Raw genomic sequence first — 26,192 nt, 5'->3', positions numbered from 1 at the left:
TTCGTGGAGAGGCCTGCGCTGTGGCGCAAGGCCTGGCCGCCGAAGGCGGCCAGGCCTTACCGCTCAATCAGACCAATACACCCTGGCTACGCAGGTAGTCGTCGTAGGTACCGCTGAAGTCCACCACGCCATCGGCCGAGAGCTCGATGATGCGGGTAGCCAGCGACGAAACGAATTCGCGGTCGTGGCTGACGAACAGCAGGGTGCCTGGGTAGTTTTCCAGCGCCAGGTTGAGTGCTTCGATCGACTCCATGTCCAGGTGGTTGGTCGGTTCGTCCATCACCAGCACGTTGGGTTTTTGCAGGATCAGCTTGCCGAACAGCATGCGGCCTTGTTCACCACCGGAAATCACCTTCACCGACTTGAGGATCTCGTCGTTGGAGAACAGCATGCGCCCCAGGGTGCCGCGGATCACCTGCTCGCCGGATGTCCACTGGCCCATCCAGTCGAACAGGGTCATGTCGTCTTCGAAGTCGTGGGCGTGGTCTTGCGCGTAGTAGCCGACTTCGGCGCTGTCGGTCCACTTCACCGAACCGGCATCCGGGGCCATTTCGCCGACCAGGGTGCGCAGCAGGGTGGTCTTGCCGATACCGTTCGGGCCGATGATCGCCACGCGCTCACCCGCTTCCACGGTAAGGTCGAAGTTCTTGAACAGCACCTTGTCATCGAAGGCTTTGGCCATTTTCTCGACGACCACGGCCTGGCGGTGCAGCTTCTTGGTCTGCTCGAAGCGAATGAACGGGCTGACGCGGCTGGACGGTTTCACCTCGGCCAGCTGGATCTTGTCGATCTGCTTGGCGCGCGAAGTGGCCTGCTTGGCTTTCGAAGCGTTGGCCGAGAAGCGGCTGACGAAGGTCTGCAGTTCGGCGATCTGGGCTTTCTTCTTGGCGTTGTCCGCCAACAATTGCTCGCGCGACTGGGTGGCGGCCGTCATGTACTCGTCGTAGTTGCCCGGGAACAGGCGCAGCTCGCCGTAGTCCAGGTCAGCCATGTGGGTGCACACGCTGTTGAGGAAGTGGCGGTCGTGGGAAATGATGATCATGGTGCTGTTACGCGCCGTGAGGATCGTTTCGAGCCAGCGGATGGTGTTGATGTCCAGGTGGTTGGTCGGTTCGTCGAGCAGCAGCACGTCCGGGTCCGAGAACAGCGCCTGGGCCAGCAGCACACGCAGCTTCCAGCCAGGGGCCACTTCGCTCATCGGGCCGAAGTGCTGCTCCAGCGGAATACCCAGGCCCAGCAGCAGTTCGCCGGCGCGCGACTCGGCGGTGTAGCCGTCCATTTCGGCGAATTCGGTTTCCAGTTCGGCGACGGCCATGCCGTCTTCCTCGGACATTTCCGGCAGCGAGTAGATACGGTCGCGCTCAGCCTTGACCTTCCACAGCTGGCCGTGGCCCATGATCACCGTGTCGATGACGGTGAATTCCTCGTAGGCGAACTGGTCCTGGCGCAGCTTGCCCAGGCGGGTGTTGGGTTCGAGCATGACCTGGCCACCCGAAGGCTCCAGGTCACCGCCGAGGATCTTCATGAAAGTCGACTTGCCGCAGCCGTTGGCGCCGGTCAGGCCGTAGCGGTTGCCGTTGTTGAATTTGACAGAAACGTTTTCGAACAGCGGCTTGGAGCCGAACTGCATGGTGATGTTGGCGGTGGAGATCAAGGAGCTTACCTATCAATAACTTACGTGGCTTCTTCGCAGCTGCGGACCAATTTGGGACCAGTCTGGCGCTTTTCCAGTTCTGACCAGTGGTTGGACGAGTCAATCCAGCGCGCATAAGTCGATAAGAGCATCTGCACGCCATGCCCGAGCTGTTGGGCGATAAATGTGGGGTTGAGACCAGACATTGAGCGTATTGTCGCATAGGTGTGGCGGCAGTTATACGGGGGCGGTACCTGATCCCCAAACCTGCGAAGATCGGCCGCCATGGTTGATGCCGGTCCGACGTGACCGTCCCCCTTGAAGGATGACTTGATGAATTCCAACCACAGCGTCTATGCCGTCGATCATATTGGCTTCGCCGTCAGCTCACTGGAAGAAGCCATTCGCTTCTGGACAATCGGGCTTGGTTTCACGCTCGAACGCCAGTCGGAAATGGGAGGACGATTCATTCTCGATGTAACCGGCACCGCCGACCCGAAGGTGCGAACGGCGATAGTGAAAGGGCCGGATGGCAGCCGAGTGGAGTTGCTGGAATATTCGCAGGGTGCCCGCCACGGTGTCACTCCGCCTACGGCATCTGCGATTGGCTCAGCGCATCTGGCATTGAGCGTGCAAGACATGCACGCCGTACTCGGTCGCATCGAGCAAGCGGGCTGGCAGGCCAGGGGTACGCCTCAACCGATTCCCGCAGGCCCACGCAAGGGTACGCTGGTGGTGTATGTGACCGGGCCAGATAACATTACGCTGGAGCTGATGCAGGCGGCTGAGTAGCGGGCTGCGAACAGACTCCCGTATCTCAGGCCATTGATCGTGATGATGGGCAACCTAGCCAACGGTAATGCCGCCATCGGGCATAAGCGTGCGCATTGGGCCGAGAAAGGCAATGGTGATCGGCTGCTCCCGATCCAATGCAGACACTTGATACCGGCGGCGCTTAGCAACCCATCGGTCATCCAGGTACGATGCCGGCATGCACTAGTGCCGCGATAATAAACGGAGACTTTTTCTCCAGATACTCAGCCATCCCACCTGTATTGCTCGACTCAAGTTGGAGCTTCAGTGCTTCATACTGCTGGCGCATCGAGGCATCGCATCTAAGCAAATCTCTGAACCCCACCATCTGGGTGATCGCAAGGTGTCCACTGACACAAGCGTGGAGCTTGTGCGTGCGAATCCCATTCACATTACGTCGATAGAAATGATGCCCTTCCGATAAGTCGCTTCCTCGCACATATCCCAGGCCCATCAACACCTCGTCCCGCGCCGAGGCGTTGCTATGATCGTGAACCTCGATGAGCACATCGATCTCAGGCTTCGCCGCGAGCCCTGGAACGGAGGTACTTCCAATATGCTGTATGGCAATCAGTTCATCGCCAAAGGCCGAAGCGATGAGTGGCTTGTCTGCCAGAAAGCGGGTGGGCCAAGTGGGGTCATAGGGGATGATCTTGCTGGTCAGTGCCATTTCCGTTCCTTGGAGGCTAGTACCTGATACTCCGAATGTTCCCTCAATACTTGTGAATTCGCCAGCCACTGATAACGATACCCCGGCCATTCGGCAATTTAGTAGATCCAAATCGAATCTGACCGAGGTTGGGTAGCCGTCCTGTCTAGCGTGTACTTCTGGCCGACTGCCGCCCCATGCGAAGGGCTGCAATGGGTCGGTAGCGCCTGGTTGATGACGCTCGGAGCTCTTGGCCAAAACCGCTCAAGGCCTGGGTCGTTCAGGAATGCCTTCAATTCGGCGCAACCATGGCGAGAAACGCCCTCAGCCCAGCCGCTTCTCCATAACGATGGTGCGTTCCGCCCCATGAAACACGTCGCGGATTTTTTTATACCCCAACGCGGTATAAAACTCTTCAGCCGTAATTGACGATGGCACACGTACAGCCTCAACGCCTGCACTGGCAGCAGCTGTATGAATGACATCCATCAAATGCCGCCCGATACCGCGTTTCTGGCGGGCCGGGTCAACGAAAACACTCCTGACCACCTCGCCGTCAAGACCGGCAGTGCCAACAATGTCGTCGCCGAACAAAGCTACAAAAACCTTACGCTTCGTAAGCTCCCTGGAGATGGCTTCAGGGGAAAAGCTAACGAGCTGTCGGCGGCCACTCGCGGTACGCCAGCCAATAAAGGTATGGGCCACATCTGAATCTGGCATTTCATCTGTGCGCGCACAGCTGATTAGTATCGTCGATGTCTTTCTGTCGACGAGAACAATAACGTGAACATTGGATCGATCATTACCCGAAGTGCCCGCTACTGGGCGGACCACATCGCCGCGGCGGACAGCCAGACGCGCCTGACCTACGCGCAGTTGGAACGGCGCAGCAACCGCCTGGCGTGCGCGCTGGGTACGCTTGGCGTGGGCGTTGGCGAGCATGTGGCGATTCTTGCCGCCAAACGCGTGGAACTGGTCGAAGCGGAAGTGGCGCTGTACAAGGCGGCGATGGTCAGGGTGCCGATCAATGCGCGGCTGTCGGTGGATGGAGTGGTGCGGGTACTGGAAGGCTCCTGCACTGTCGCACTGATCACCCGATGCGCACTTTGCCGTTCAGCGTGGGCGCCAACTTCTAGTGCAGCCTGGCGGCAAACACCGTGCTTGGCGGCTTCAGACTGCAGCCTGCCTGAACTGCTCGATCGTAGCGATCAGGCGGTCTGGCTGGTTGTAGAGGTCTGGCCCGCTGAAGGCATGCATGCGCTGGTCGAGCTCGACCAGCAACAGCGGCACACCATTTGCGCCCGCTTTGCGCATCAGTGCCTGCGCTTCGGTGAAGCGGGCCGAGGTTTGGCTGGCCAGTCGCGCTTGCTGGGTAAGCGCCGCGAGCAGTGCCTGCGTATCGGCCGTGAAACCCTCCTGGCCCAGGAAGTCGGCAGTGCAGGCCGCCACTACGTCGGGCGACGAGGTATCAAGGCCATCCACGTAGCGCGCTGTTTGCAGTGCCGCGTACAGCTTTGGCTCCAGCGCCTTGCCGTACCCTCGGGCCAGGGTAAGCGCACGGCTGACCGGCAGTGAGTCGAACCGCAGCGAGCGGTCACCGAGAATCTCCTTAACATACAACTCGCTGAAAGACTGGCCGGTGAGTGAAGCGATTCGCAAGTCGTTGGCCCGGGCGAAGTGGGCAAACTCAGCGTTTATCTGCCGTGCACCTGGCCCTGCGAAAAGCCCTGTAGGGTGCATCTCCAGCTCACCGGCGAAGCGCTCTGCCAGGTGCCTCAGCGTGTCGGCGCTGGCATAGCACCAACCACAGAGCGGGTCGAACAGAAAGTGCAATTTCATAGCGGCCATCATCAGGCTCCTTGAATGTGATGGCGCCAGGCTATTCGATTGGTATGCGCGGAAATAGGCGATTACAGCGCATAGATCATTGCGCAAACCGGGCAAATGCGGTTCGAAAACCTGCCTGTCGCAGCCGAGCCTTTTCCCGAAAACGGTGCACGGCTTCGGCCGCCCCAGCCCCCTGCTGGGCAGCGCCGCACCGTGGCTGAACTTTTGCCGGCGTTGATGGCTCTGAGCCATTCCCACAGCGCATTGTGCGCTGCGGCGTCTCAGAGACCCTGTCATGTTTTCCGATGAATTCCTGGTTGCTTATGTCGTGGTCGAGGTGGTGCTGGTCGTGGCGGCTTTTGCTATCGGCGTTCACCTGACCGAGCGCTAAGGCATACAAAAAGCTGCGTGATCGATGGTTTTTTCGGAACTATCCATCTGCATCCTGTATGGTGCCGGTTTAAGGCTTCGAAAGTGGATCGGCTTCGCGCTCAATGTCGTTCAGCAAGCACTACAGGCAGCTTGATCTGCAGTCCACTATGCTCTCAGGCAGCATGGACTGGTTGGTTTTATCAGCGCAATGTCGACCGAAATCGGGATATGTATGACTGTACAGCAGCGTAACAATGTACATATCGAGGGTGACGGCCCGGCTACCCTGATTCTGTCTCACGGTTTTGGCTGCGACCAGTCGATGTGGAAGGCGTTGTCGCCGCATTTCATTCCACACATGCGTGTCATCACGTACGATCTGGTCGGTGCTGGGCAGTCCGATCTCGCTGCCTACGACAGAGCGAAATACTCGACCCTGTTGGGCTATGCCGATGACCTGAACGCAATCATCGATGATTTCGGCCAGGGCCCGGTCATTATTGCGGGGCATTCGGTCAGTGCCATGATCGGTGTGCTGGCCGAGCTACGGCAGCCAGGCAGAATCGCGGGGCTGGTGTTGATCGGGGGGTCGCCTTGTTACATCGACTCGGACGGTTACAACGGCGGCTTCAGCCAGGAGGATGTGCTGGGGCTGCTGTCGATGATCGATGAGAATTACCTGGGCTGGTCCAGCACCATGGCGCCTGTGCTGATGGGTGCGTCGGGTGAGCCCGCGATGCAGGAAGAGTTGGCCAGCAGCTTCCGTCGCACCAACGCGGAGATCGCCCGGCATTTCGCCCGCGTGATCTTCTTGTCCGACCACCGCGAGGATGTGAAAGGCTTGAATGTGCCGACGCTGATCCTGCAGAGCAGAGTGGACCCGGTAGTTCCAGTGGCCGTGGGCGAGTACCTGGAAAGGGTGATGCCCAGCAGCCAGCTTGTACTGGTGGACAACATGGGCCATTACCCGCAGCTCAGCGCCTCCAGCGCCTGCGCCGCGGCCATGGACGGGTTTTTCGCCCGCCTGGGGCTGGGCCGTGGATGATCCGACCGTGATGTTCGACGCGTCTTACTTCGAGCATGCGCCTTGCGGCCTGGTCGTCATGGAGGCGGACGGCACACTGCTGCGCTGCAACGCCACCTTTGGCAACTGGCTGGGGTATGACGTAGCGCAGTTGAAACAGCGCAGTTTCGATCAGTTGCTGACCACCGTGGGCCGTACCTTCCAGCTTACCCACTGGGGGCCTTTGCTGAACTTGCAGGGCTCGATTTCAGAGGTGAAGGTCGGCCTGCGTCACCGCGATGGTCACGTGGTGGCCATGCTGCTCAATGCCGTGCGCCGTGAAACCGCTGAAGGGGTTCGCTTTCAGCTGGCCTTGTTCAGTACCAGCGAGCGTGATCGCAACGAGCACACGGTGTTTCAGGCCATGCAACGGGCCGAGGAACTGCTGGCGCAAAAAATCAGCGCCGAGCATGCCCTGCAGCGCGCACAGGACGACCTGGCCCTGGCCTACGCCGAGGCCCAGCGGCGTGCGCTACTGGCCGAGCAGATGGTGGCGGTTGCCAGCCATGATTTGAAAAACCCCATGACCGCTATCCGGATGGCCACCGAACTGCTGGGGCGTGATGCCCAGGGCGAGCGGGCCCGGCGCCTGTTGGGCAGCATCAACACATCGGCCGAGCGCGCGCAGCGCATGATCGTCGACCTGCTGGATTTCGCCTCGGTCAGGCTAGGCCAGGGCATCAGCATCAAGCGTCAGCGAGTCGACCTGTTGCGGGTGGTGGATCAATGTGTCAGCGAGCTGAGGATCACCTTCAGCCACGCCAGCATTCGTCATCTTTCCCGCGGGCAGGCCATGTTCGAAGTGGATCAGGACAGGCTGCAGCAAATGATCGGCAACCTGGTCGCCAATAGCGTTGCCTACGGTGACTTGCGCCAGCCGATTACGGTGACCACTGACTGTTTTGCGGACAGCGTGCTGATCAGTGTGCACAACCACGGCCCCGCCATCGCCGAAGCAGTGATACCCACGTTGTACGAGCCAATGACGCGCGGCAGCGACCGCCAGGAAGGGCTGCGGTCCATCGGCCTTGGTCTGTTCATTGTCAAGGAAGTTGCCCACGCCCACGGCGGGCACATCTCCATGACCTCCAATGCCGTGTACGGCACTACCTTCATGGTTCAGTTGTACAAGGAGCGCCCGGCCACTGAGGCGTAGTCACTTCTGACCTGTCAGTTTTTCCGAGTGAGACTCGGTAGTATGATGGCGCAAAGACAATTAAAAAGGCGGCTTACCTGGTAGTACGTTCTCGGTTTCTCGTGGGGGTAACAGGAGCGTGTCGCATGATGAAATTCCAATCGCTGGCAGGCGCTGTGTTGATGGTTGGGGTAAGTACCCTGTTGTTGGCAGGCTGTGCCCATGATGGTGATGTGCGCGACAGTCATGACAACACTTACGGGACCACCGCGAAAAGCCCACCCACGTACCTGGGTTGCGTCAGAAGCGAACTTCCAGCCCAGGTGAAAACCTATGAGATCCAGAGTAGCGACTCGGTCAGGCTGTTCGTTGAAAGCACCGATCCTGACAAGGCCGATGGCCTTGTCGAGTTGAAGGGGCAAGGGCCCCAGCGCCAATACGCGGCCTACCAGCGTGACGCCTGGTACGACCACGGCAGGCTGCTTGATGCCGCTCTGCTGTGCTCGAAAGCTTGATTGCCCACGCGCTTTGAAACCACGAACCAGCGCCTGCGGTACCTGCGGGAGCTGGCTTACCTGCGATGGGCTGCCCAGCAGCCCCTTAACGGGTGATACAGCATTACGCACTATTAAAGCAGTTTGAATGGAGAGCAGCGGGTGGAAGCAAGAAGCGTTGTCGCCGAAATGTTTATTGGAATTCCGACGCATTTCTGGGTATTGCCGGTGGCCGGCCTGGTAGCCTATTACGGTTTGAAATGGTCGGTCAGGTTCGGCAGCCGGGCCACCCTGTTGCAAGTATCGACTTACCTGTTGTTGCTGGCACTGGCAGTGCTGCCCAATGGTATCTATGCGCTGTTTCCGCCAGCGCCTGATCCTGATGTGCTGCTCAACAACGCGCCGTTGCCCAATTATGCAGGCCGTTTGTATCTGGACGCATTCTACGTTTTCAGCGGCTGGGCACTCAGTAAAGTCGTGAAGCTCAAGTTTCGCTAGGCTGGCGCTGCGGCCAGCTTTCACCTGCGCGCTCGCCGCCATCCATTCTCGCAGCAACGGCGCGCAGTTGCTCCGCAACCCCATCAATAGCGCGCACGTGCGCGGTGACATCGATGTCGCCTGGCGAACTGCCGCGAGCCAGCATGAAGCGCACATGGCCACTCATGGCCTGGCTAAGCTGGTCCAGGTGCTCTGCTGTCCTGACCAGATCTGACTTGATGGTGCGAAGCGTTTCCATAATGCGGGGCCTGATTGTCTGATGCTGTTGCGCCTGGGGTCAGCAAAGGCCGGCCTGAGTGATCAGGCCTCATCCAGCAACAGTTCCGGATCGAAGAAGAACGAGGCCAGCAGCACCGCGGTGATTACGCCCGATGCGTCGGCAATGAACAATAGCAGGGCGCTGACGTCGCCCGGAGTGAGGTGGTTCCTCAGGGCGAAGTCCACGCCGTGCGGGAACGCGGCGATCATCAGCAGCATGGTGGCTAGCAAGCCAGAAAGCAACTTCAGATAGGCGCGTCCGAACGCCAGCCCAAAAGCCCAGAACACCAGGATGCAGAGGACAGCCAAGCCAGTGGCGGTTGCATATTGGGTGAGTAGTTCCAGCCACCAGAGCATGGCAATCTCCTGAACGAAGCGAGCACTGAGTCAAGGTAAGTGAACAGGGCCAGCCCGAATCTGCGCTGCCTGTTGCTCATCAGAAGCGGAGCGGATTCAATTCGTTCCGTTGTTAGACGCAAATAATCGCTGTGATGCGCTGCCGTTGAACAACAGGCTACTCAATGCAAGACCTTTGGTTGATTGGTCAGTCGGTATCGGTCTCGTTAGAATGCAGCATATCCATACGAGTAATTGCAAATGCATACTTTTCGTATTTTTATCAGTTCATTGTTAATCGCCGGCCTCGCCGGTTGTGCGACGCCTGGCAAGCCGACGGCCAGCAAGCTCAGTTCGAAAACGCCCCAGGAATATGCGGCCTGCGTGTTGCCGAAATGGCAGGCTGTGGCTCCGCAAGCCACGCAGAAATCGATTGCCCACGGCTATCGGCTGACGGCATCCAGTGCCGTGGCCAGTGACGATGTACTGGAGGTGATCGATTCAGGCGAAGGCAGCCGTGCTACGTTCTACAAAGGCAGTTTCTTGTCCGGGGACAAGTTGCGCCAGGCGGCCAAGGAATGCCTGGACTGAAACAGCGCCGAGCGCGGCTGGGTCCTTTCAGACCGCGCCAGGTTTCAACCGGGCTTACGACTGCTTGATCAGTTTGCGCCCGGCCCCTCGGCGTACCACACTGCATATCCAGCGCTTGCCGCAGCGATAGGGCGCACGGATGAAGGTAAGGTCCGCGATGCGCCGCGCCCCCTGAGCCTTGAGTGCCTGGGCGAGCTGGGCGAGCGTTTCTGCCACGATGGTCATGGTTCACCTCATGAATTGACTGCATTCATAATTCTCGACCCATCAGAAGAACCCGTGATTCAGTTCGATTAGGGTTAATCACAAAGTGATAGTGTGGACGCCTCGGTCCGCCCGTCCGGTGCGGATCAGTGCCTGCTGTGCAGTTACCCGAGCAAGAAAGCGGATGCGCCACAGACGGTACAGACTTACAGTGGCGGCATCGCAATCTGCAGGAGCCCGCTGATGTCCAGCGCATTCACCATGATGCATTCGCCTGTCGGCACGCTTACCCTGGTAGCGCGCGGCGATCGCCTGGCAGCCGTGCTGTGGGAGAACGAGCGCGAAAACCGCGTGCGCCTGGGCGCACTGCACAGTGACGATCAATGCACGGTGCTGCTGGAAACCGCTCGCCAACTAGGTGAGTACTTCAGCGGCAAGCGCCGACAGTTCGAGCTGCCGCTGGATTTTGCCGGTACCGGGTTCCAGCGCCAGGTGTGGGCCGCGTTGCTGGCCATACCCTTCGGTGAAACCCGCAGCTACGCCGAAATTGCCCGGCAGGTCGGCAACCCCGGTGCGGTGCGTGCGGTGGGCGCGGCCAATGGCCGAAACCCCATCTCGATCATCGCGCCTTGCCACCGGGTCATCGGTTCATCAGGCAACTTGACCGGGTTTGCCGGCGGGCTGGCGGCCAAGCAATACCTGCTGGCGCTGGAAGGGCGGCAGAGCCTGGCGCTGGACCTGTAGCGGTTCAACCGAACCAGCTGGCGATCAGGCAAGCCAGCACCGCCAGTACCGAACCTGCCATCAGGGTGTAGTGCCGGTGGGCCCGCCGCGCAGCCTGTTGCACTTCACGCAGGTAGGCGCCGGGTGTCGGCGCGTCGGGCCGGTGACGCAAATGCTCGGCCACGTCGGCCATTTGCCCCCGAATGATCAGGCCGGTCAGGTAGTAGGCACAGGCATAGCTGAGCACGGCCAGTACGAAATAGGTCATACCGGGTCCAGTGGCAGGGCAATGGCATTGGCCTGGCGGGTATCGACGATGAGGCCTTCGCCGATGCAGTTTGCCAGCAGCGCCGGCATGGCCGCCTGGCGTACCACACTGGGCTCATAGCCGGTCAGCGACAACTCGGGAAACACCACCAGTTCGGCGCCAAGCGCTGCAGCCTGTTCGATGCAGGCCAGATGGCGCTGCAGGTTGGCTGAGACCTCGCCTTTGAGCGATGCCAGTTGGACGGCGCACAGCTTCATGTAAACCCTTCCCTGGTAAAGGTTGAAGCCGCCAGCATACTATCGGCCACGACGCCTGTACCAGTGAAGGGGAGTTCAGCGAGCACAAGGGGCGAAAGTGGCCCGCGACCTGCGCGCTTGGAGCAGGTTGTGCCATGCTGTTCATCAAGGGCGCGATGCGTGCGGGGGGAGGCCGGGTCCGTCAGCCTTTCATCCCTGCCTGGGCAGCGCCAGCAGAGGAACAGTGAGATGGGACGGTTACGGCGCATGATCGCCAACCTGCGGGGCCGCGACCTGGCAGTGGGCGATATTCACGGCCATTTCCAGCGCCTGCAGCAATGCCTGGATGCGGTGGGTTTCGACCCCGCCGTGGACCGCCTGTTCAGCGTGGGCGACCTGGTCGACCGCGGGCCAGACAACGAGGCGGCCCTGGAGTGGCTGGCCAAGCCTTGGTTTCATGCCGTGCAAGGCAATCATGAGGCCTTGGCCATTACCCGCGTGCGGGGTGGGAAACTGGACCTGGCCATGTACCGCGAAGCTGGCGGCGGTTGGTTCATCGACCTGCCGCGGGCCGAGCAACTGCGCTTCGTCGAACGTTTCGAGCAACTGCCGATTGCGATCGAGGTTGAAAGTGCGGCAGGCCTGGTCGGCCTGCTGCATGCCGACAGCCCGACTGCCGATTGGCTGCAATTGAGAGCGTGGCTGGAGCTGCTGGATGACCCCAAAGTCAGGCAAGTATGCCAGTGGTCGCGGCGGCGACTCAGGGCTGGCGATACCGAGCCGGTGCAAGGCCTGCGCGCCTTGCTGGTGGGCCACACGCCGGTGCCGCAGGCCACGCTGCTGGGCAACGTCTGGCACCTGGACACCGGCGGCTGGGCCAGCGGCCACTTCACCTTGGTGGACATGCGCAGCCTGAAGCTGGTCAGCCCCAGGCCAGGTGTAACAGCACCGCCGCGCCCAAGAGCACCAGCATGATCCCGGAGCTGCGTTCCAGCCACGGCAGCCAGCGCGCGAAGCGCCGCAGTACCCGCTGGTTGCCGATGGCCACGGCGATCAGCAGGTCCCACAGCAGCACCACACCGAACATCCACAGCGCGCAAGCGGCTTTCCAGCCGACACTGGCGCTGCCCACCATACTGGCCAGGCTTGCGTAGAACAGTGCGTTCTTGGGGTTGAGAAGGGCAGACAGCAAACCCATGCCCAGCCCCTGCCACCACCCTGGCCCAGTGTGCTTGCCAACGGCCGCAGTCAGGCGGGTATGCCCTGCATGGCGCAGGAACAGCATACCGATGTACACCAGGTAGACGGCACCGACCAGCTGCAGGCTGGCAAACAATGGGCTGCCTTCCTGGAGCATCGACAAGCCGGTGAAGGCCACGGTGATGAACGCACCATTGGCCAGGGCGATACCCAGGCACACGCCGCTGGCGCTACGCCAGCCGCTGCTGACCGACGTGCGTGCGACCAGGAAGAAGTCCGGGCCTGGCGATAGCAGTGCAAGAAAATGGGCGAGGGCGACGATCAGGAATATTTGCATGGGCCGGGCTGCTCTGCGGGAAAAGCCGCAGTCTGCTGCCGGGCTGGCATGGCGTATTGAAGAATATTGCAGGGGCCCCATGGGTCATCCTCGCGGCTGTGCACCTTCAAGCGCCGCGATACTGCCCCGGTGTCACCCCCACATGAGCCTTGAACACCCGCTGGAAATGGCTCTGGTCGGCAAACCCCAACCGGTAGGCCACCTCTGCCAGTGCCTGCCCTTTGCCCAGCAGCTGCCGCCCAAGGTTGACCCTGGCGTTGAGCAGGTAAGCATGGGGGGTGAAACCCGTGGCTGCACGAAATGCCCGAATCAACTGATAGCGCCCAAGCCCGGCCTCCCGCGCCAGTACCGCCAGGCTCAACTGTGCCGGATCCTGGGCTTCGATCCGTGCGATCAAGCCGCTCAAGGCCGTCGCCGCCAATGCCGGTGCCGGTGCCAGAGGCGGCTGTGCGGCAAAGTCCAGGTCCCCGAGAAAGGCGACCAGCGCCGCGTCTTTCTCTGCATTGCTGGCGGTGGAGAACAGCAGGCCGTTCAGCTCGCAGAATTGTTGGTACAGCAGTGCCTCCCGGCAGATACGCGCAGGTGCACCAGCCCCGCCGTCACCCAGTTCCGACTCCAGGCGCAGTTGCGACAGCCAGCGGGCATCCACATGCAGCATCTGGTAGCTCCAGGCATAGCCGGGTGCGGGGTTGCAGGCATGCACGCGCTGGGGCGGTACCAGCACCAGGGTTCCAGGTGTCAACCGCGCCTGCCCGCCGGCAGCGCCGCTGAACAGGCTGAGGCCAGCATCCACTGCGCCGATGGAGAATGTCGGGTGGCTGTGGGCTTTGTAGCAGGCGCGGCTATGGCAGGCGCGCCGGCTTTCCACATGTGGCAGGTTCGGGTCGCGCCACAGTGCGGCGTGGGTACGGGGCATTATGCGCTCCTCGGGGTTGTCGGCAGGGTAACAGCTGCAAGGCACCTGTACAGTTTTTATCGCTGGCTGTCACTTGACTGAATGGCACCGGGCCCGCCGAAATAGGCGCCTGCTGCCAAAGGAAAACAACAATGGACTTATCGAGCCTGCTGCTCTTCATCCCCGCCTGCTTCGCCCTGAACATGGCCCCGGGGCCGAACAACCTGCTGTCGCTGCACAACGCCAGCCGCTACGGGCTGCGCACCGCCTGTGTGGCCGGTGCCGGGCGCATTCTGGCGTTCAGTGGCATGATTGCGCTGGCGGCCATGGGCCTGGCGGTGGTGCTGCATACCAGTGAATATCTGTTTCTGGCCATCAAAGTGGTGGGCGCGGGTTACCTGTTCTACATTGCCTGGCAACTGTGGCGGGCTCCGGTGGGCGTGGCTGCGAGCACCGGCGGTGAGCTGCGGGGCATGTGGCACCTGGCGCGGCAGGAATGCTTCGTAGCGGCCGGCAACCCGAAGGCGATCCTGATTTTCACTGCGTTCCTGCCGCAGTTCGTAACCGTCGACAGTCGTATGCCGGTCAGTGAGCAGTTCCTCTGGCTGGGAGCGCTGTTCCTGGTGCTGGAATGGGCAGCGATCGCCCTCTATGCAGGCCTTGGCGCCTACCTGCAGCGCTGGTTCAGCCAGCCAGGTCCGCGGCGCCTGTTCAACCGGGTCAGCGCCTCGCTGTTGGGTTGCGCTGGCCTCGGCCTACTGGTGGCGCGTCGCTAGGGTTCAACCCGGGTAGTAAGCTGTAAATGTCAGGTGGCACAGGGCCAGTGCGTTAGTCGCGGTAGAAGGTTTGCACCAGGTGATAGCCGAACTTGCTCTTGATCGGGCCGTGTACCACGCGCAGGGGCTTCTTGAAGATGACCTGGTCGATGGCGCCGACCATTTGCCCTGGGCGGACTTCACCCAAGTCGCCGCCCCGTTTGCCGGACGGGCAAGTCGAGAACTTTTTCGCCAGCACGTCGAACGCCTCGCCATTGGCGATACGCTGCTTGAGCTTTTCGGCTTCGTCAGCGGTCTTGACCAGAATATGGCGGGCTTGAGCTTTCATGGATTACCTGTGCTTCGGGGGGGGGGCGAAAAGCGCGCATTATGCCTGATTGCTGCGCGTTTGTGGCCTTTCACCCAGGCCCGTGGGCGGTGCTATCGCACCGCTGATAGCGCATCGGCCAGCAGCCGTTCGGCGGCAAACACCGGCAAAAACCGCTGCCAACCACCGCGGGAGCCTGCGTCACTGGGCCAACCAGCCCCCGTCAACGTTCCAGGCGGCACCACGCACCTGGCTACCCGCTTCGCTGCACAGGAAAAGCACAAGCTCGCCCAGGTGCTGCGGGGTAACGAAGGCCAGCGAAGGTTGCTTTTCCGCCAGCAGGTCATGCTGCGCCTGCAGCGCATCGCCACCGTTGGCGGCACGGTCATCGATCTGTTGCTGCACCAGCGGAGTCAGCACCCAGCCCGGGCAAATGGCGTTGCAGGTGACAGGGCTGGTGGCGGTTTCCAGGCCCACGACCTTGGTCAGGCCCACTACGCCATGCTTGGCGGCCACGTACGCCGCCTTGCCGGTCGAACCGACCAGGCCATGCACAGAGGCAATGTTGATGATGCGCCCCCAATTGCGCGTGCGCATGCCCGGCAGCGCCAGGCGTGTGCCATGGAAGACCGCCGACAGGTTGAGCGCGATGATCTTGTCCCAGCTTTGCACCGGAAACCGTTCGACCGGGGCCACATGCTGGATACCAGCGTTGTTGACCAGGATGTCGACGCCGCCGAACTCGCGCTCGGCCGCGGCGAACAATGCCTCGATCTGGGCCACCTCGGCCAGGTCGGCCGGGTGATGGATGGCTTTTACCCCATGCCGGGCAATTTCCGCCAGGGCGGGTGCCGGGTCGCCAAAACCGTTGAGGACGATGTTGGCACCGGCCCGGGCCAGTACCTGGGCGATACCCAGGCCGATGCCGCTGGTCGAGCCGGTCACGAGTGCAGTCTTGCCGTTGAGGGTCATGCAGTGCTCCTTAGACAATGCCAGTGGCGTAGAACGTGGCAATTACCACGAACACTGCCAGGGTCTTGATCAGGGTAATACCGAAAATGTCCTTGTAGGCTTCCCGGTGGGTCAGGCCGGTGACTGCCAGCAGGGTGATCACCGCGCCGTTGTGCGGCAGGGTGTCCATGCCGCCGCTGGCCATGGCCGCTACCCGGTGCAGCACCTCGAGCGGAATGTTGGCGGCATGGGCGGCGGCGATGAAGGTGTCACCCATGGCGGCCAGCGCAATACTCATGCCGCCCGAGGCAGAGCCGGTGATACCGGCCAACAGGGTGACGGTGATGGCTTCATTGACCAGGGGGTTGGGGATGCCGCGCAGGGCATCGGCCAGCACCAGGAAGCCAGGCAGCGAGGCGATCACTGCGCCAAAGCCATACTCCGAGGCCGTGTTCATGGCTGCCAGCAAGGCGCCGCCGACAGCACTTTTGGTGCCTTCGGCCAAACGGCTGCGGATGGCGCCGAAGGCACATGCCAGCACCATCAAGATGCCGACCAGCAATGCTGCCTGTACCGCCCAGATGGCGGTCAGCTTGGTCACGTCGCTGTTCACTGGGGCACTCATGCCGGGCAGTTGCAAGCTGTGGCTGGCGCCGTACCACTGCGGGATCCAGTGGGTGAACAGCAGGTTCATCACCCCCACCAGCATCAACGGGGATATCGCCAGCCAGGGGTTGGGCAACCTCAGGTCGGCAGCGGTTTCCGGTTCGTTGCGCAAGTCGGTGCCATACCCTTCACCGGCACGCTGGGCTTTGTTGCGCTGGCGCTGCAGGTAGGCCATGCCGGTGCAGAACACGAACAGTGTGCCGATCAGGCCCAGCCAGGGTGCGGCCCAGGCGGTGGTGTTGAAAAAGGTGCTGGGGATGATGTTCTGGATCTGCGGGGTACCGGGCAGGGCGTCCATGGTGAATGAAAACGCCCCCAAGGCAATGGTGGCCGGGATCAGCCGTTTGGGGATGTTGCTCTGGCGGAACATCTCGGCCGCAAACGGGTATACCGCAAACACCACCACGAACAGCGAGACGCCGCCGTAGGTCAGCAACGCACAGACCAGCACGATCACCAGCATGGCCTGGCGGGTGCCGAGCAGGCGGATGGCAGCGGCCACGATCGAGCGGGAAAAGCCGGACAGCTCGATCAGTTTGCCGAACACCGCACCCAGCAGGAACACCGGGAAATACAGCTTGATGAAGCCCACCATTTTTTCCATGAAAACCCCGGTGAAGGCGGGGGCAACGGCGGACGGGTCAGTGAGCAGAACGGCGCCGAGGGCCGCGATAGGGGCGAACAGTATGACGCTGTAGCCGCGGTAGGCGGCCAGCATCAGCAGGGCCAGCGCGGCAAGGGCGATGAGCACGGTCATCGTGTTTCTCCTGGGTGAGTCTTGTTGTTATCGGTTTGCAGGAGAAAGCGGATATCGTGCCAATTTTTAACTTATTGATTTACATGGAGTTTTTATTTTTTGCAGTGTTTCAGTCTCTGTTTTGAGATTTTGTTGTTCAAGCGCCCGCACCATCTCCTCCCAGATTTGCACGCTGCCTGTCTGCACAACCGAGCTTGTTAGGCTATCTCTAAAAGGAGACAAAAGTCTCTGCTTAGAGACCAAGCGCCACCATCTTCTTGTACAGGGTAGAGCGCCCCAGCCCCAGCGCCTTTGCCGCCTGCGGCACGTTGCCGGCATGGTCCGCCAACGCCCCGGCGATCAGTGACCGCTCGAATGCCTCGCACGCCTCGCGGTAGGTCTGGCGCACCGGTGCCGCCGACAGCGGACTCAACGGCCCCAACGCCGCACGCAAGTCCGCCACCCCCAGGCGTGGTTGATCGGCCAGCAAGGTCGCCCGCTCCAGCACGTTGCGCAGTTCACGGATATTCCCCGGCCAGGCATGGCGTGCCAGCAGTTGCTGCGCTTCGGTTTCCAGCTCGTATTGGCTGCCCAGCTCTGCCAGCACGGCCTCGCATAACGCCGGCAGGTCCTCCAGCCGCTGCCGCAGCGGGGGTACTTCGATCGGTAACACGTTCAGCCGGTAGTACAGGTCGGCGCGGAATGCGCCGCGGGCCATGGCCGCCTGCAGGTCGATGGACGTGGCCGCAATGATGCGCACGTCGCTGCGCAGCATCTGGTTCGACCCCACCGGCTCGTATTCCTTTTCCTGCAGCACCCGCAGCAGCTTGCTTTGCAAGGCCAGCGGCATGTCGCCGATTTCATCGAGGAACAATGTGCCGCCTTCGGCCAGTTGCAGCTTGCCGCTGCGGCCTTTGCGGTCCGCCCCGGTAAAGGCACCGGGCGCGGTGCCGAAGAACTCGGCCTCCAGCAGTGTTTCCGGGATAGCGGCGCTGTTGATGCTGACGAACGCTTTGTGGGCCCGGGCCGAGGCGGCGTGGATGGCGTGCGCCAGCAACTCCTTGCCCGTGCCCGTCTCGCCCAGCAACAGCACCGGCGAGTCACTGCCTGCACCGCGCCGCGCACGGCGCTTGGCTTCCAGGCTGGCAGCGCTGCTGCCAACGAACTGCGCAAAGCTGTACTTGGCCTGGCGGGCGCGCAGTTGCGAGCGGGTCGAGGCAAGCTCCTGCTGCATGCTCGAATAACGCTTGAGCAGCGGCGACAGGCTGCGCAACTGATCGAACAGGGCAAAACCGATGGCGCCGATCAGCGCGCCTTGGTCGTCGTGGATAGGCAGGCGCATGACCACCAACGGCTCGTTCGGCGTGTCCAGCATGTCCAGCAGGATAGGCCGGCCATTGCTCACCACCTCGCGCATCAGGCTACCTGGGATCACTGCTTCGCAGGGCTGGCCAATCGCACTGGCCGCGTCCGCCAGGCCAAAGCGCCGGGCATAGCGTTCGTTCATCCAGGCGATACGCGCCTGGCGGTCGACGATCACCGTACCCTCGCTGGACTGTTCGATGATCTCGAACAACGAACGGATCGCCAGTTGCCGAACGTGGGGGTAGTCCTTGAGGCTGTCGCTGTCGTGCATGGAAAAAGTCCTGAATACGTTGTTTGCCCGCGCCGGCACCTTGCCTGAAACGTCAGCCTTTCGGGTCAAACGCCTGCCGCAAGGCATCGCCGATGAACACCAGCAGCGACAAGATCAGCGCCAGGGCAAAGAACGCGGTAAAGCCCAGCCACGGTGCCTCCAGGTGTTGCTTGCCCTGGGTCACCAACTCCCCCAGCGAGGCGCTGCCCGCGGGCATGCCGAAACCGAGGAAGTCCAGCGCGGTCAGCGTGGTGATGGCCCCGGTGAGCATGAACGGCACGTAGGTCAGTGTGGCATTCAAGGCATTGGGCAAGATATGCCGCAGCATGACCTGGCTGTCTGGCAAACCCAGCGCCCGGGCTGCTTTGACGTATTCCAGGTTGCGCCCCCGCAGGAACTCGGCCCGCACCACGTCGACCAGGGTCAGCCATGAAAACAGCGCCATGATCCCCAGCAGCCACCAGAAATCCGGCTCGACGAACCCGCTGAGGATGATCAGCAGGTACAACACCGGCAGCCCGGACCATACCTCCAGCAGGCGCTGGCCGAACAGGTCGACCCAGCCGCCGTGGTAGCCCTGCAGGGCGCCTGCCGTCACCCCGATGACCACGCTGATCACGGTCAGGGCAAAGGCAAACAGCAAAGACACCCGCGTGCCATACAACACCCGGGCCAGCACATCACGGCCCTGGTCATCGGTACCCAGCCAGTTGCTGCTGCTCGGTGGGCTGGGCGTTGGGACCTGCAAGTCGTAGTTCGGGGTGTCGGCGCTGAACGGGATCGGTGCGAACAGCATCCAGCCGCCCTGGTCCTCGATCAGCTTGCGCACGTAGGCGCTGCGGTAGTCGGGCTGGAACGGCAGCTGGCCGCCAAATTGCTGCTCGGTATAACGCTTGAGCGCCGGTACGTACAGTTCGCCCTGGTAGCCCAGTAGCAACGGCTTGTCGTTGGCCACCAGCTCGGCGCCCAGGCTCAGCGACAGCAGGGCGGCGAATACCCACAGCGATACCCAGCCCAGGCGGTTGCGGCGAAAGCGTTGCAGGCGCCGGCGCGCCACAGGCGACAGCATCAGTGTGCCCTCGTGTCGAAGTCGATGCGCGGGTCCAGCAAGGTGTAGGCCAGGTCGCCGATCAGGCGGATCAGCAGCCCTGCCAAGGTGAAGATGAACAACGTACCGAAGACGATGGGGTAGTCGCGGGACACGGCGGCGTCGTAGCTCATGCGGCCCAGGCCATCCAGTGAGAAAATTACCTCGATCAGCAGCGAGCCGGCGAAGAACACGCTGATCAGTGCCTGTGGCAACCCTGCCACCACCAGCAGCATGGCGTTGCGCAATACATGGCCGTAGAGCACCCGCCGCTCACTCAGGCCCTTGGCGCGGGCGGTGACCACGTACTGGCGCGAAATTTCGTCGAGGAAGGCATTTTTGGTCAGCAAGGTGAGGGTGGCGAACCCGCCGATCACCAGGGCGCCGATGGGCAGTACCAGGTGCCAGAAGTAGTCGGCCACCTTGCCGAGCAGGCTCAGCTCGTCGAAGTTGTCGGAAACCAGGCCACGCACCGGAAACCAGTTCAGCGAAGTGCCGCCGGCAAACACCACGATCAGCAACAGGGCGAACAGGAACGAGGGCAGGGCGTAGCCGACCACGATCAGTGCGCTGCTCCAGGCATCGAAGTGGCTGCCGTGGCGCACCGCCTTGCGAATGCCCAGGGGGATGGACACCAGGTAGGTGATCAGCGTGGCCCAAAAGCCCAGCGACAGGGTGACCGGCAGTTTGTCGAGGATCAGGTCGGTGACCTTGGCACCCCGGAAAAAACTGTTGCCGAAGTCCAGCCGGGCATACTGGCCCAGCATCAGCCAAAGGCGCTCGGGCGCTGACTTGTCGAAGCCGTACTGGCGCTTGATCTCTTCGATCAGTTTGGGGTCGAGCCCGCGGGTGGCGCGTGATTCACCGTGCACAACCTCCGAGCGCGCACCGGGGGCGCCACCGCCGATGCCTTGCAGGCGCGCCACGGCTTGTTCCACCGGGCCGCCTGGCGCGGCCTGCACGATGACGAAGTTGACCAGCAGAATCGCCAGCAAGGTCGGGATGATCAGCAGCAGGCGGCGCAACAGGTAGCGGGTCATGGGGCGGCGTTCCGGCGTATGGCCATCTGTTCATTGGTCAGCGCCGTTGGGTTGATCTCCCACCAGGTGTCCAGGCCTTCATCGTAGGTGGCCGGAACCTTGGGCAAGCCGAAGCGGTTCCACCAGACGGTAGAGCTGCCTGGCGGGTAGTAGTTGGGGATCCAGTAGTAATTCCACTGCAGCACCCGGTCCAGGGCGTGAGCGTGGCGCAGCATGTCGGCCTCGCTGGCAGCGCGTACCAGGCCGTCGATCAGGTGGTCGACGGCCGGGTCCTGCAGCACCATCAGGTTGTTCGAACCGGGGTCGTGGGCAGCGGCCGAGCCGAAGTAGTTGTACAGCTCGGCACCCGGTGAAAGCGTCACCGGGTAGCCGGTCACGACCATGTCGTAGTCACGGGCCATCAGCCGGTTGACGTACTGCGCCGAGTCGACGTTACGGATGTTCAGGGTAACGCCGATCTGTGCCAGGTTGCGCTTCCAGGGCAACAACAGGCGCTCCATGCCGGCCTGGCCGTTGAGGAAGGTGAACGCCAGTGGCTCACCTTCGCGGTTGACCAGGCGGTCGCCATCGGCATGCCAGCCGGCCTGCTGCAGCAGGGCCAGGGCTTGCAACTGCTGGGCGCGGATGATTCCCGAGCCATCAGTGACCGGTGCCGTGAACACGTGGTCGAAGACTTCCTGCGGCACCTGGCCACGCAGCGGTTCGAGCAGTCTCAGCTCGCCGGCATCGGGTAGCTGGCGGGCGGCCAGCGGTGTATTGGAAAACATGCTCTGCTGGCGGATGTACAGGTTGCGCATCATCTGCCGGTTGCTCCACTCGAAGTCCCAGAGCATGCCCAGTGCCTGACGCACACGGCGGTCCTTGAACTGCGGCCGGTCCAGGTTGAACACGAAGCCCTGGGCTACCTGCGGTTTGGCTGGGCCCAGGTGGGCCCGCTGCAGGCGACCGTCGTCCAGTGTGGCCCCGTTGTAACCCAGGGTGTAGGCGGTTGCGGAGAACTCGCGGTTGTAATCGTAGCCCCCGCCCTTGAGCACCTGGCGCGCCACCTCGGTGTCGCCGAAGTACTCGATGCGCAGTTTGGCGAAATTGTAGCGGCCACGGCTGGCCGGCAGGTCACGGGCCCACCAGGTGGGGTCACGCTCGAAGGTGATGCTGCGGCCATTGTCGATCTGGCCGATGCGGTAGGGCCCACTGCCGACCGGTTTGTCGAAGCCGGCCCCGTTGGCGAAATCGCGTTGCTGCCAGTCGTGCTCGGGCAGCACGGGCAAGCTGGCCAGGTCCAGCGCCAGGGTACGGCCGTGCTCGGGCTTGAAGTCGAAGCGGATGCTGCGCGGGCCTTCCACGGTCACCGCGCTGACGTCGGCGAACTGGGTGCGGTAGGTCAGGCTGCCTTTGCTCATCAGCAGGTCGTAGGTGAAGCGCACGTCTTCGGCGCGCACCGGCTTGCCGTCGGCAAAGGTCGCCCGTGGGTCGATATCGAAACGCAGCCAGGCGTCATCCGGGCCACGCTCCATGCGCCGGGCGATCAGCCCATAGACGGTGTAGGGTTCGTCGAATGAGCGCACGGCCAGGGGTGCGAACAACAGGCCATCGACCTGGCTGACACCAATACCTTTGTCGATGTACGGCAGGATATGGTCGAACTGGCCAATCTCGATGGCCGAGCGGCGCAGCATGCCGCCCTTGGGGGCGCTGGGGTTCACATAGTCGAAATGCTGGAAACTGGCGCCGTAGCGGGGGGCTTCGCCGTACACCGTGAGGGCATGGGTGGGGGCGGCCAGGGTATCGAGGGCGAAACAAAGCAGCAACAGGCACCACAACCCATGCAGAAGCGGGTTACCCCGCGAATACGCCCGAGCATGCAGCCTCGTTGCCTGAGCTGACGTATTCGCGTGTGAACCCGCTGCCACCAGGGGCATGAACAGCTGTTGGCTGCTTAGTCCTGACGGCTGGTGACTTCCAGCAGGTGGTAGCCGAACTGGGTCTTTACCGGGCCTTGCACGGTATTCACAGGTGCGCTGAATACCACGGTGTCGAATTCCTTGACCATCTGGCCTGGGCCGAACGAACCCAGGTCACCGCCCTGGCGGCTGGACGGGCAGGTGGAGTTGGCTTTGGCGATTTCAGCGAAATCGGCACCGGCTTCGATCTGGGCTTTCAGTTCGTTGCACTTGTCTTCGCTGGCAACGAGGATGTGACGGGCGGTTGCACGGGCCATGGGTACTGCTCCTTGGGGTAAAAAGTGCAAGCCTAGCGCACTTGTCCGGGGTATGTCTCGCCAGGCTTGCAACCATCGGCTCACAGTTGTTGTGCGGCTTCGCGCAACAGCGTTTCGGTCGAGGCCCAACCCAGGCAGCCGTCGGTGATCGACACGCCGTACTTCAGGGCGCCCTTGCCCAGCGCCTGGCAACCGTCGAACAGGTGGCCTTCGATCATCACGCCCACCAGCGAGCGGTCGCCGCTCAGGCGTTGCGCCAGCACCTCATTGAACACCGCAGGCTGGCGCGCTGGGTCCTTGCCGCTGTTGGCATGGCTGCAATCGACCATGATCCGTGGCTGCAAGCCAGCCTTGGCCAGCGCCTGGCGGGCGAGGGCAATGCTAGGGGCATCGTAGTTGGGCCCTTTGTGGCCGCCGCGCAGTACCAGGTGGGTGTCGGGGTTGCCCAGGGTTTCGATGATCGCCGGGTGGCCTTGCGCGTCCAGGCCGAAGTGGCGGTGCGGGTGTGCAGCGCTGCGCATGGCGTCGCTGGCTACGGCAATACCACCGTCGGTGCCGTTCTTGAAGCCCACCGGCAGCGCCAGGCCACTGACCATTTCGCGGTGGATCTGCGATTCGGTGGTACGCGCGCCTACCGCAGCCCAGGCCAGCAGGTCGTCGAAGTAGCCCGCGGCCAGCGGTTGCAGCAACTCGGTGGCGATGGGCAGGCCGCGCTCGATCATGCTAAGCATCAGCCCGCGAGACAGGGCGATGCCGGCATGCATGTCGTCGCTGCCATCCAGGTGCGGGTCATACGCCAGGCCTTTCCAGCCCACCGTGGTACGCGGTTTTTCAACGTAGGCGCGCATCACCAACAGCAGCTTGTCGTCGACGTCGCGGCTGAGGGCGGCCAGGCGGTCGGCGTATTCCAGCGCGGCGCGCGGGTCGTGGATCGAGCACGGGCCGACGATCACCAGCAGGCGCTGATCGTGGCCTTCGAGGATGTTGCGTATAGCCTGGCGGTGGGCATGTACTTGCTGGGCCAGGTCTGTGGCGAGCGGCATTTGCTGTTTAAGCAGGTGCGCACTGGGGAGGCGTTTGCTGACTGCGGTGTTGGCCGCTTGCGGCTGGGTCAGGGGCAGGGCGAGGCTGGAGGCGTGCATGGCATTTTTCCCTGGGCGGACGGCGGGGGCTGGCCCGCTCGGTCGGCCCTATCGAGGTGTTCGACAGATCGTTGAATTACTGTTGGCTGCTGCATTGCCACCTGTGCAAGACCGATCGGAGGCGGCTGGCTGGCCCGAGCGGGATTGGCTAAATCGCCAGGTGTAGGTGTCGGCGTAGTAATAGGTGGCGTAGTTCATGAAGCGGTCCTCAATGTGAATCAATGGTTTTTTCAAAGGCCTGAAACGCAAAACCCCCGGTCGGGGAGCCGACCGGGGGTTTGAGTATTCTCATGTTCGGCGGCCCCTCGAAGGTGGGCGCCGTGCAGGTATCGGCGCCTAGTGGCTAAACCAATACCCGAAGTAATAGCTTGCTGGAGCTACGCAGCCGGCAACGGCCAGCACAGGGCGCGGTTGGCGACCGGTGTGGTTGGCGAGGTGGCGGATGTGTGTTGGCATGTTGCGCTCCAGTGAATGAGCCCGAGCTTACTGCAGTTCGGCTGGGCCATTCAATGGATAAATACTATGTGTCCAATCATTTATTTGTGTACTGAATGGTTAAACGGCCCTGTCAACGGCTGTCCTGATCTTCAGAGGTGCCACCGCTGGCGCCGGCACCCGAGCCAGTAGCCTCGCCGGTGCTGTTGGAGCCGCCCGTGGCGCCATCGGCGGCGTCGGTGCTGCTGCCGGTGTCGCTGCTGTCATTGCTTTTGCCGCTGCCAGGGGTGTTGACGCTGCTGCCCTCACCGGCAGTCTTGCCGCCAGACTGGTCGGTTTGTGGGTGGCTGTCGGTGTTGGTGGCCGTGGCGGCGAAGCTGGTGCCAGCGAGTGGGGTCAGCGCCAGTGCCAGGCACAGGGAGAGCGGGCGAATGCGGATCATGGGATATCTCCATCGTGCGGATGATCTGTCATTCGTTTGGCCTGGTGAGCCGGGCTGGGTGCCGTTCGGGCGACGAGCGGTAAGCGCAACAAGCGATGGGGGCCGCTGCGCCGGGCCGGCGATCAGCGAGGTTGCGCGTGTTCCTGCAGCAACTCGGGGCTGTTGAAGTTGCTCAAGCGGCGATCGTCTGCGCTGCACTCAAGTGCTTGCACCTTGTCGCGCAACAGGGCCTTTTGCAAGCTCCGCTCACCCTCGGCCCAGGCTTGCTCCAGCACCGGCAACAACTGGCGCGGCAGCACGCTGAACATCGGCTGCCAGTAGCCGCCCTGGTGCGCCATCGCGGCACTGTCATTGGCCGCAGCAACCCGCAGCAGGTCTTCGATCAGTGCGCGGTCGACCAGCGGTGCATCGCAGGCCAGCACCACCACCCATGCATGCCGCGCCACCTTGAGCCCGGCAATCACCCCCGCCAGCGGCCCGGGGAAGTCGTTGTCGGCATCGCCCACCAACTGGTCGGCATACACCCGGTAGGCCTGCTGGTTGCGGTTGCAGGAAATCACCAGGTCGTCAGTCAGGGGCCGCAGCACGCGATGGATTGCGGCCACCAGTGGCTCGCCCTGCCAGCTGATCAAGCCCTTGTCCCGGCCGCCCATGCGTTGCCCGCGGCCCCCCGCGAGGATCAGGGCAGAGCAGGTGAGCAATTGTTCAGTCATTGGCTAAAGTCCGAGGCAGGCACGAAGGCAACCCTCACACGCACGACAGCGGTTGTCCAGTGGACGTGAGCGCGGGGCCAGGGCACTGACATTTTTGCCAGTTGTGCCCGCCGCTGCTTCTCCCTTGAATAGGGCTGCAGCCTTGCCCGCGCAATGAGGGCAAGCCAGATTCCCAGGAGAAGGCAATTGAACAAAGCGCAACTTATTGAACAGGTAGCAGCGCGCGCCGAACTCAGCCAGGCGATGGCCAAAAAGGCAGTCGATGCCTTCATCGACGGGATCAAGGCATCGCTGAGCACACACACGCCTGTCGCTTTGGTCGGTTTCGGCAGGTTCGAGACTGCCCGAAGGCCAGCGCGGGTCGGCAGGGCCCCGCGGTCTGGCAAACCGCTGAACATTCCGGCGGCGATGACGGTCAAGTTTCGAGCTGGCAAGGCCCCCAAGGACGCCGTCAGATTCAACGGGGAGGCCGACGCCAAGACCAAACCCCGCAAGTGAACGCAGAAGGTCA

At 62.3% G+C, this 26,192-nt stretch carries 30 protein-coding genes and 4 pseudogenes; 11 read left to right on the top strand and 23 right to left on the bottom strand.

The features are described 5' to 3' along the window. Positions 1-67: 67 nt before the first annotated feature. Positions 68-1,654 carry an ABC-F family ATPase gene (locus L1P09_RS14120; RefSeq protein WP_235767762.1) on the bottom strand — a complete coding sequence of 529 codons (1,587 nt, stop codon included), beginning with the start codon at positions 1,652-1,654 and terminating at the stop codon, positions 68-70. Positions 1,655-1,674: 20 nt separating this feature from the next. After that, positions 1,675-1,940: pseudogene (locus L1P09_RS14115) on the bottom strand (site-specific integrase); the annotation flags it as partial. A 26-nt stretch (positions 1,941-1,966) separates the two neighbouring features. Here L1P09_RS14115 and L1P09_RS14110 point away from each other — a divergent pair. Further along, complete coding sequence (locus L1P09_RS14110) at positions 1,967-2,425, top strand: VOC family protein (protein WP_232892124.1); 459 nt, start codon at positions 1,967-1,969, stop codon at positions 2,423-2,425. Positions 2,426-2,603: 178 nt separating this feature from the next. Here L1P09_RS14110 and L1P09_RS14105 read toward each other — a convergent pair whose 3' ends face one another. Together L1P09_RS14105 and L1P09_RS14100 are read right to left on the bottom strand one after the other, a co-directional pair. Then, positions 2,604-3,116 carry a GrpB family protein gene (locus L1P09_RS14105; RefSeq protein ID WP_125855629.1) on the bottom strand — a complete coding sequence of 171 codons (513 nt, stop codon included), beginning with the start codon at positions 3,114-3,116 and terminating at the stop codon, positions 2,604-2,606. Positions 3,117-3,419: 303 nt separating this feature from the next. Beyond that, positions 3,420-3,746 (bottom strand): annotated as a pseudogene (locus L1P09_RS14100) (GNAT family N-acetyltransferase); the annotation flags it as partial. Between the two features lie 132 nt (positions 3,747-3,878). On the opposite strand from L1P09_RS14100, the pseudogene L1P09_RS14095 reads away from it, so the two are divergent. Then, positions 3,879-4,194: pseudogene (locus L1P09_RS14095) on the top strand (AMP-binding protein); the annotation flags it as partial. A gap of 71 nt (positions 4,195-4,265) precedes the next feature. Here the strand turns inward: L1P09_RS14095 and L1P09_RS14090 are convergent. Beyond that, entirely contained in the window at positions 4,266-4,943 is a 678-nt protein-coding gene (locus L1P09_RS14090; protein WP_235768983.1) for a DsbA family protein, read from the bottom strand. Positions 4,944-5,526: 583 nt separating this feature from the next. Between L1P09_RS14090 and L1P09_RS14085 the strand changes: the two genes are divergently transcribed. The 4 genes from L1P09_RS14085 to L1P09_RS14070 all read left to right on the top strand — a co-directional run bounded on the left by L1P09_RS14085 (position 5,527) and on the right by L1P09_RS14070 (position 8,484). Beyond that, positions 5,527-6,339, top strand: coding sequence for an alpha/beta fold hydrolase (locus L1P09_RS14085; protein WP_235767761.1), 813 nt, complete (start codon positions 5,527-5,529; stop codon positions 6,337-6,339). Between the two features lie 10 nt (positions 6,340-6,349). Continuing rightward, on the top strand, positions 6,350-7,513 hold the full coding sequence (locus L1P09_RS14080) for a PAS domain-containing sensor histidine kinase (RefSeq protein WP_192441797.1): 1,164 nt from the start codon (positions 6,350-6,352) through the stop codon (positions 7,511-7,513). Between the two features lie 125 nt (positions 7,514-7,638). Then, entirely contained in the window at positions 7,639-8,007 is a 369-nt protein-coding gene (locus L1P09_RS14075) for a hypothetical protein (RefSeq protein WP_054904474.1), read from the top strand. Between the two features lie 168 nt (positions 8,008-8,175). Then, positions 8,176-8,484, top strand: coding sequence for a hypothetical protein (locus tag L1P09_RS14070; protein WP_235768966.1), 309 nt, complete (start codon positions 8,176-8,178; stop codon positions 8,482-8,484). Here L1P09_RS14070 and L1P09_RS14065 read toward each other — a convergent pair. Next, positions 8,471-8,722: a hypothetical protein gene (locus tag L1P09_RS14065; RefSeq protein WP_054904472.1), complete on the bottom strand. Its 252-nt coding sequence runs from the start codon at positions 8,720-8,722 to the stop codon at positions 8,471-8,473. The genes L1P09_RS14070 and L1P09_RS14065 overlap by 14 nt on opposite strands. A gap of 62 nt (positions 8,723-8,784) precedes the next feature. Next, entirely contained in the window at positions 8,785-9,099 is a 315-nt protein-coding gene (locus L1P09_RS14060) for a hypothetical protein (protein ID WP_054904471.1), read from the bottom strand. Positions 9,100-9,339: 240 nt separating this feature from the next. On the opposite strand from L1P09_RS14060, the gene L1P09_RS14055 reads away from it, so the two are divergent. Then, on the top strand, positions 9,340-9,669 hold the full coding sequence (locus L1P09_RS14055) for a hypothetical protein (RefSeq protein WP_235767760.1): 330 nt from the start codon (positions 9,340-9,342) through the stop codon (positions 9,667-9,669). A 54-nt stretch (positions 9,670-9,723) separates the two neighbouring features. Here the strand turns inward: L1P09_RS14055 and L1P09_RS14050 are convergent, their stop codons facing one another. Next, positions 9,724-9,894: a hypothetical protein gene (locus L1P09_RS14050; protein ID WP_009686627.1), complete on the bottom strand. Its 171-nt coding sequence runs from the start codon at positions 9,892-9,894 to the stop codon at positions 9,724-9,726. A gap of 222 nt (positions 9,895-10,116) precedes the next feature. On the opposite strand from L1P09_RS14050, the gene L1P09_RS14045 reads away from it, so the two are divergent. Beyond that, positions 10,117-10,617 (top strand): methylated-DNA--[protein]-cysteine S-methyltransferase, encoded by a 501-nt coding sequence (locus L1P09_RS14045; protein ID WP_235767759.1) that lies wholly within the window; start codon positions 10,117-10,119, stop codon positions 10,615-10,617. Between the two features lie 4 nt (positions 10,618-10,621). On the opposite strand, the gene L1P09_RS14040 is transcribed toward L1P09_RS14045, so the two are convergent. Next, positions 10,622-10,864, bottom strand: a complete 243-nt coding sequence (locus L1P09_RS14040; protein ID WP_029885218.1) for a hypothetical protein — start codon at positions 10,862-10,864, stop codon at positions 10,622-10,624. A gap of 8 nt (positions 10,865-10,872) precedes the next feature. Continuing rightward, positions 10,873-11,121 (bottom strand): annotated as a pseudogene (locus tag L1P09_RS14035) (nitrilase-related carbon-nitrogen hydrolase); the annotation flags it as partial. A 228-nt stretch (positions 11,122-11,349) separates the two neighbouring features. On the opposite strand from L1P09_RS14035, the gene L1P09_RS14030 reads away from it, so the two are divergent. After that, positions 11,350-12,075: a metallophosphoesterase gene (locus L1P09_RS14030; RefSeq protein ID WP_235767758.1), complete on the top strand. Its 726-nt coding sequence runs from the start codon at positions 11,350-11,352 to the stop codon at positions 12,073-12,075. Here the strand turns inward: L1P09_RS14030 and L1P09_RS14025 are convergent. Both L1P09_RS14025 and L1P09_RS14020 read right to left on the bottom strand, forming a co-directional pair. Beyond that, positions 12,023-12,637 (bottom strand): LysE family translocator, encoded by a 615-nt coding sequence (locus L1P09_RS14025; protein WP_054904466.1) that lies wholly within the window; start codon positions 12,635-12,637, stop codon positions 12,023-12,025. The two genes, L1P09_RS14030 and L1P09_RS14025, sit on opposite strands and share 53 nt — an antisense overlap. A 106-nt stretch (positions 12,638-12,743) precedes the next feature. Continuing rightward, a complete protein-coding gene (locus tag L1P09_RS14020) occupies positions 12,744-13,553 on the bottom strand; it encodes a helix-turn-helix transcriptional regulator (protein WP_154211015.1) in 810 nt (269 codons plus the stop codon). A 131-nt stretch (positions 13,554-13,684) separates the two neighbouring features. Here L1P09_RS14020 and L1P09_RS14015 point away from each other — a divergent pair, with 131 nt between their 5' ends. Then, a complete protein-coding gene (locus L1P09_RS14015) occupies positions 13,685-14,308 on the top strand; it encodes a LysE family translocator (protein WP_009686636.1) in 624 nt (207 codons plus the stop codon). Between the two features lie 52 nt (positions 14,309-14,360). Here the strand turns inward: L1P09_RS14015 and L1P09_RS14010 are convergent, their stop codons facing one another. The 11 genes from L1P09_RS14010 to mobA all read right to left on the bottom strand — a co-directional run bounded on the left by L1P09_RS14010 (position 14,361) and on the right by mobA (position 25,681). Further along, positions 14,361-14,636, bottom strand: a complete 276-nt coding sequence (locus tag L1P09_RS14010; RefSeq protein WP_009686637.1) for a peptidylprolyl isomerase — start codon at positions 14,634-14,636, stop codon at positions 14,361-14,363. A gap of 180 nt (positions 14,637-14,816) precedes the next feature. Next, on the bottom strand, positions 14,817-15,587 hold the full coding sequence (gene hbdH, locus L1P09_RS14005) for a 3-hydroxybutyrate dehydrogenase (protein ID WP_054904463.1): 771 nt from the start codon (positions 15,585-15,587) through the stop codon (positions 14,817-14,819). A 10-nt stretch (positions 15,588-15,597) separates the two neighbouring features. Then, a complete protein-coding gene (locus L1P09_RS14000; RefSeq protein ID WP_054904462.1) occupies positions 15,598-16,989 on the bottom strand; it encodes a GntP family permease in 1,392 nt (463 codons plus the stop codon). Positions 16,990-17,221: 232 nt separating this feature from the next. After that, positions 17,222-18,604 (bottom strand): sigma-54 interaction domain-containing protein, encoded by a 1,383-nt coding sequence (locus L1P09_RS13995; protein ID WP_110678397.1) that lies wholly within the window; start codon positions 18,602-18,604, stop codon positions 17,222-17,224. A 52-nt stretch (positions 18,605-18,656) separates the two neighbouring features. Further along, positions 18,657-19,673, bottom strand: a complete 1,017-nt coding sequence (locus tag L1P09_RS13990) for an ABC transporter permease (RefSeq protein WP_009686642.1) — start codon at positions 19,671-19,673, stop codon at positions 18,657-18,659. Next, the gene (locus L1P09_RS13985; RefSeq protein ID WP_235767757.1) at positions 19,673-20,731 is read right to left on the bottom strand and encodes a microcin C ABC transporter permease YejB; all 1,059 of its coding nucleotides are present in this window, start codon (positions 20,729-20,731) and stop codon (positions 19,673-19,675) included. Before L1P09_RS13985 ends, L1P09_RS13990 begins: the two co-directional genes overlap by 1 nt. Continuing rightward, positions 20,728-22,650, bottom strand: coding sequence for an extracellular solute-binding protein (locus L1P09_RS13980; protein ID WP_235767756.1), 1,923 nt, complete (start codon positions 22,648-22,650; stop codon positions 20,728-20,730). The genes L1P09_RS13985 and L1P09_RS13980 overlap by 4 nt, the downstream gene beginning before the upstream one ends. 17 nt (positions 22,651-22,667) lie before the next feature. Further along, positions 22,668-22,949 (bottom strand): peptidylprolyl isomerase, encoded by a 282-nt coding sequence (locus tag L1P09_RS13975; RefSeq protein WP_009686645.1) that lies wholly within the window; start codon positions 22,947-22,949, stop codon positions 22,668-22,670. Positions 22,950-23,029: 80 nt separating this feature from the next. After that, entirely contained in the window at positions 23,030-24,091 is a 1,062-nt protein-coding gene (locus tag L1P09_RS13970) for a 3-deoxy-7-phosphoheptulonate synthase (RefSeq protein WP_009686646.1), read from the bottom strand. Positions 24,092-24,659: 568 nt separating this feature from the next. Then, positions 24,660-24,968 carry a hypothetical protein gene (locus tag L1P09_RS13965; protein ID WP_235767755.1) on the bottom strand — a complete coding sequence of 103 codons (309 nt, stop codon included), beginning with the start codon at positions 24,966-24,968 and terminating at the stop codon, positions 24,660-24,662. A gap of 122 nt (positions 24,969-25,090) precedes the next feature. Continuing rightward, complete coding sequence (gene mobA, locus L1P09_RS13960; RefSeq protein ID WP_197885594.1) at positions 25,091-25,681, bottom strand: molybdenum cofactor guanylyltransferase MobA; 591 nt, start codon at positions 25,679-25,681, stop codon at positions 25,091-25,093. Positions 25,682-25,867: 186 nt separating this feature from the next. Here mobA and L1P09_RS13955 point away from each other — a divergent pair, with 186 nt between their 5' ends. Then, a complete protein-coding gene (locus tag L1P09_RS13955) occupies positions 25,868-26,179 on the top strand; it encodes an HU family DNA-binding protein (RefSeq protein ID WP_235767754.1) in 312 nt (103 codons plus the stop codon). The last annotated feature ends 13 nt before the right edge of the window (positions 26,180-26,192 follow it).

It is taken from the genome of Pseudomonas juntendi (genome assembly GCF_021560075.1).
GTDB classification, from domain to species: Bacteria; Pseudomonadota; Gammaproteobacteria; order Pseudomonadales; family Pseudomonadaceae; genus Aquipseudomonas; species Aquipseudomonas juntendi.
The sequence above is the reverse complement of the archived record's forward strand: the minus strand, read 5'-3'. Positions and strand labels throughout refer to the sequence as shown.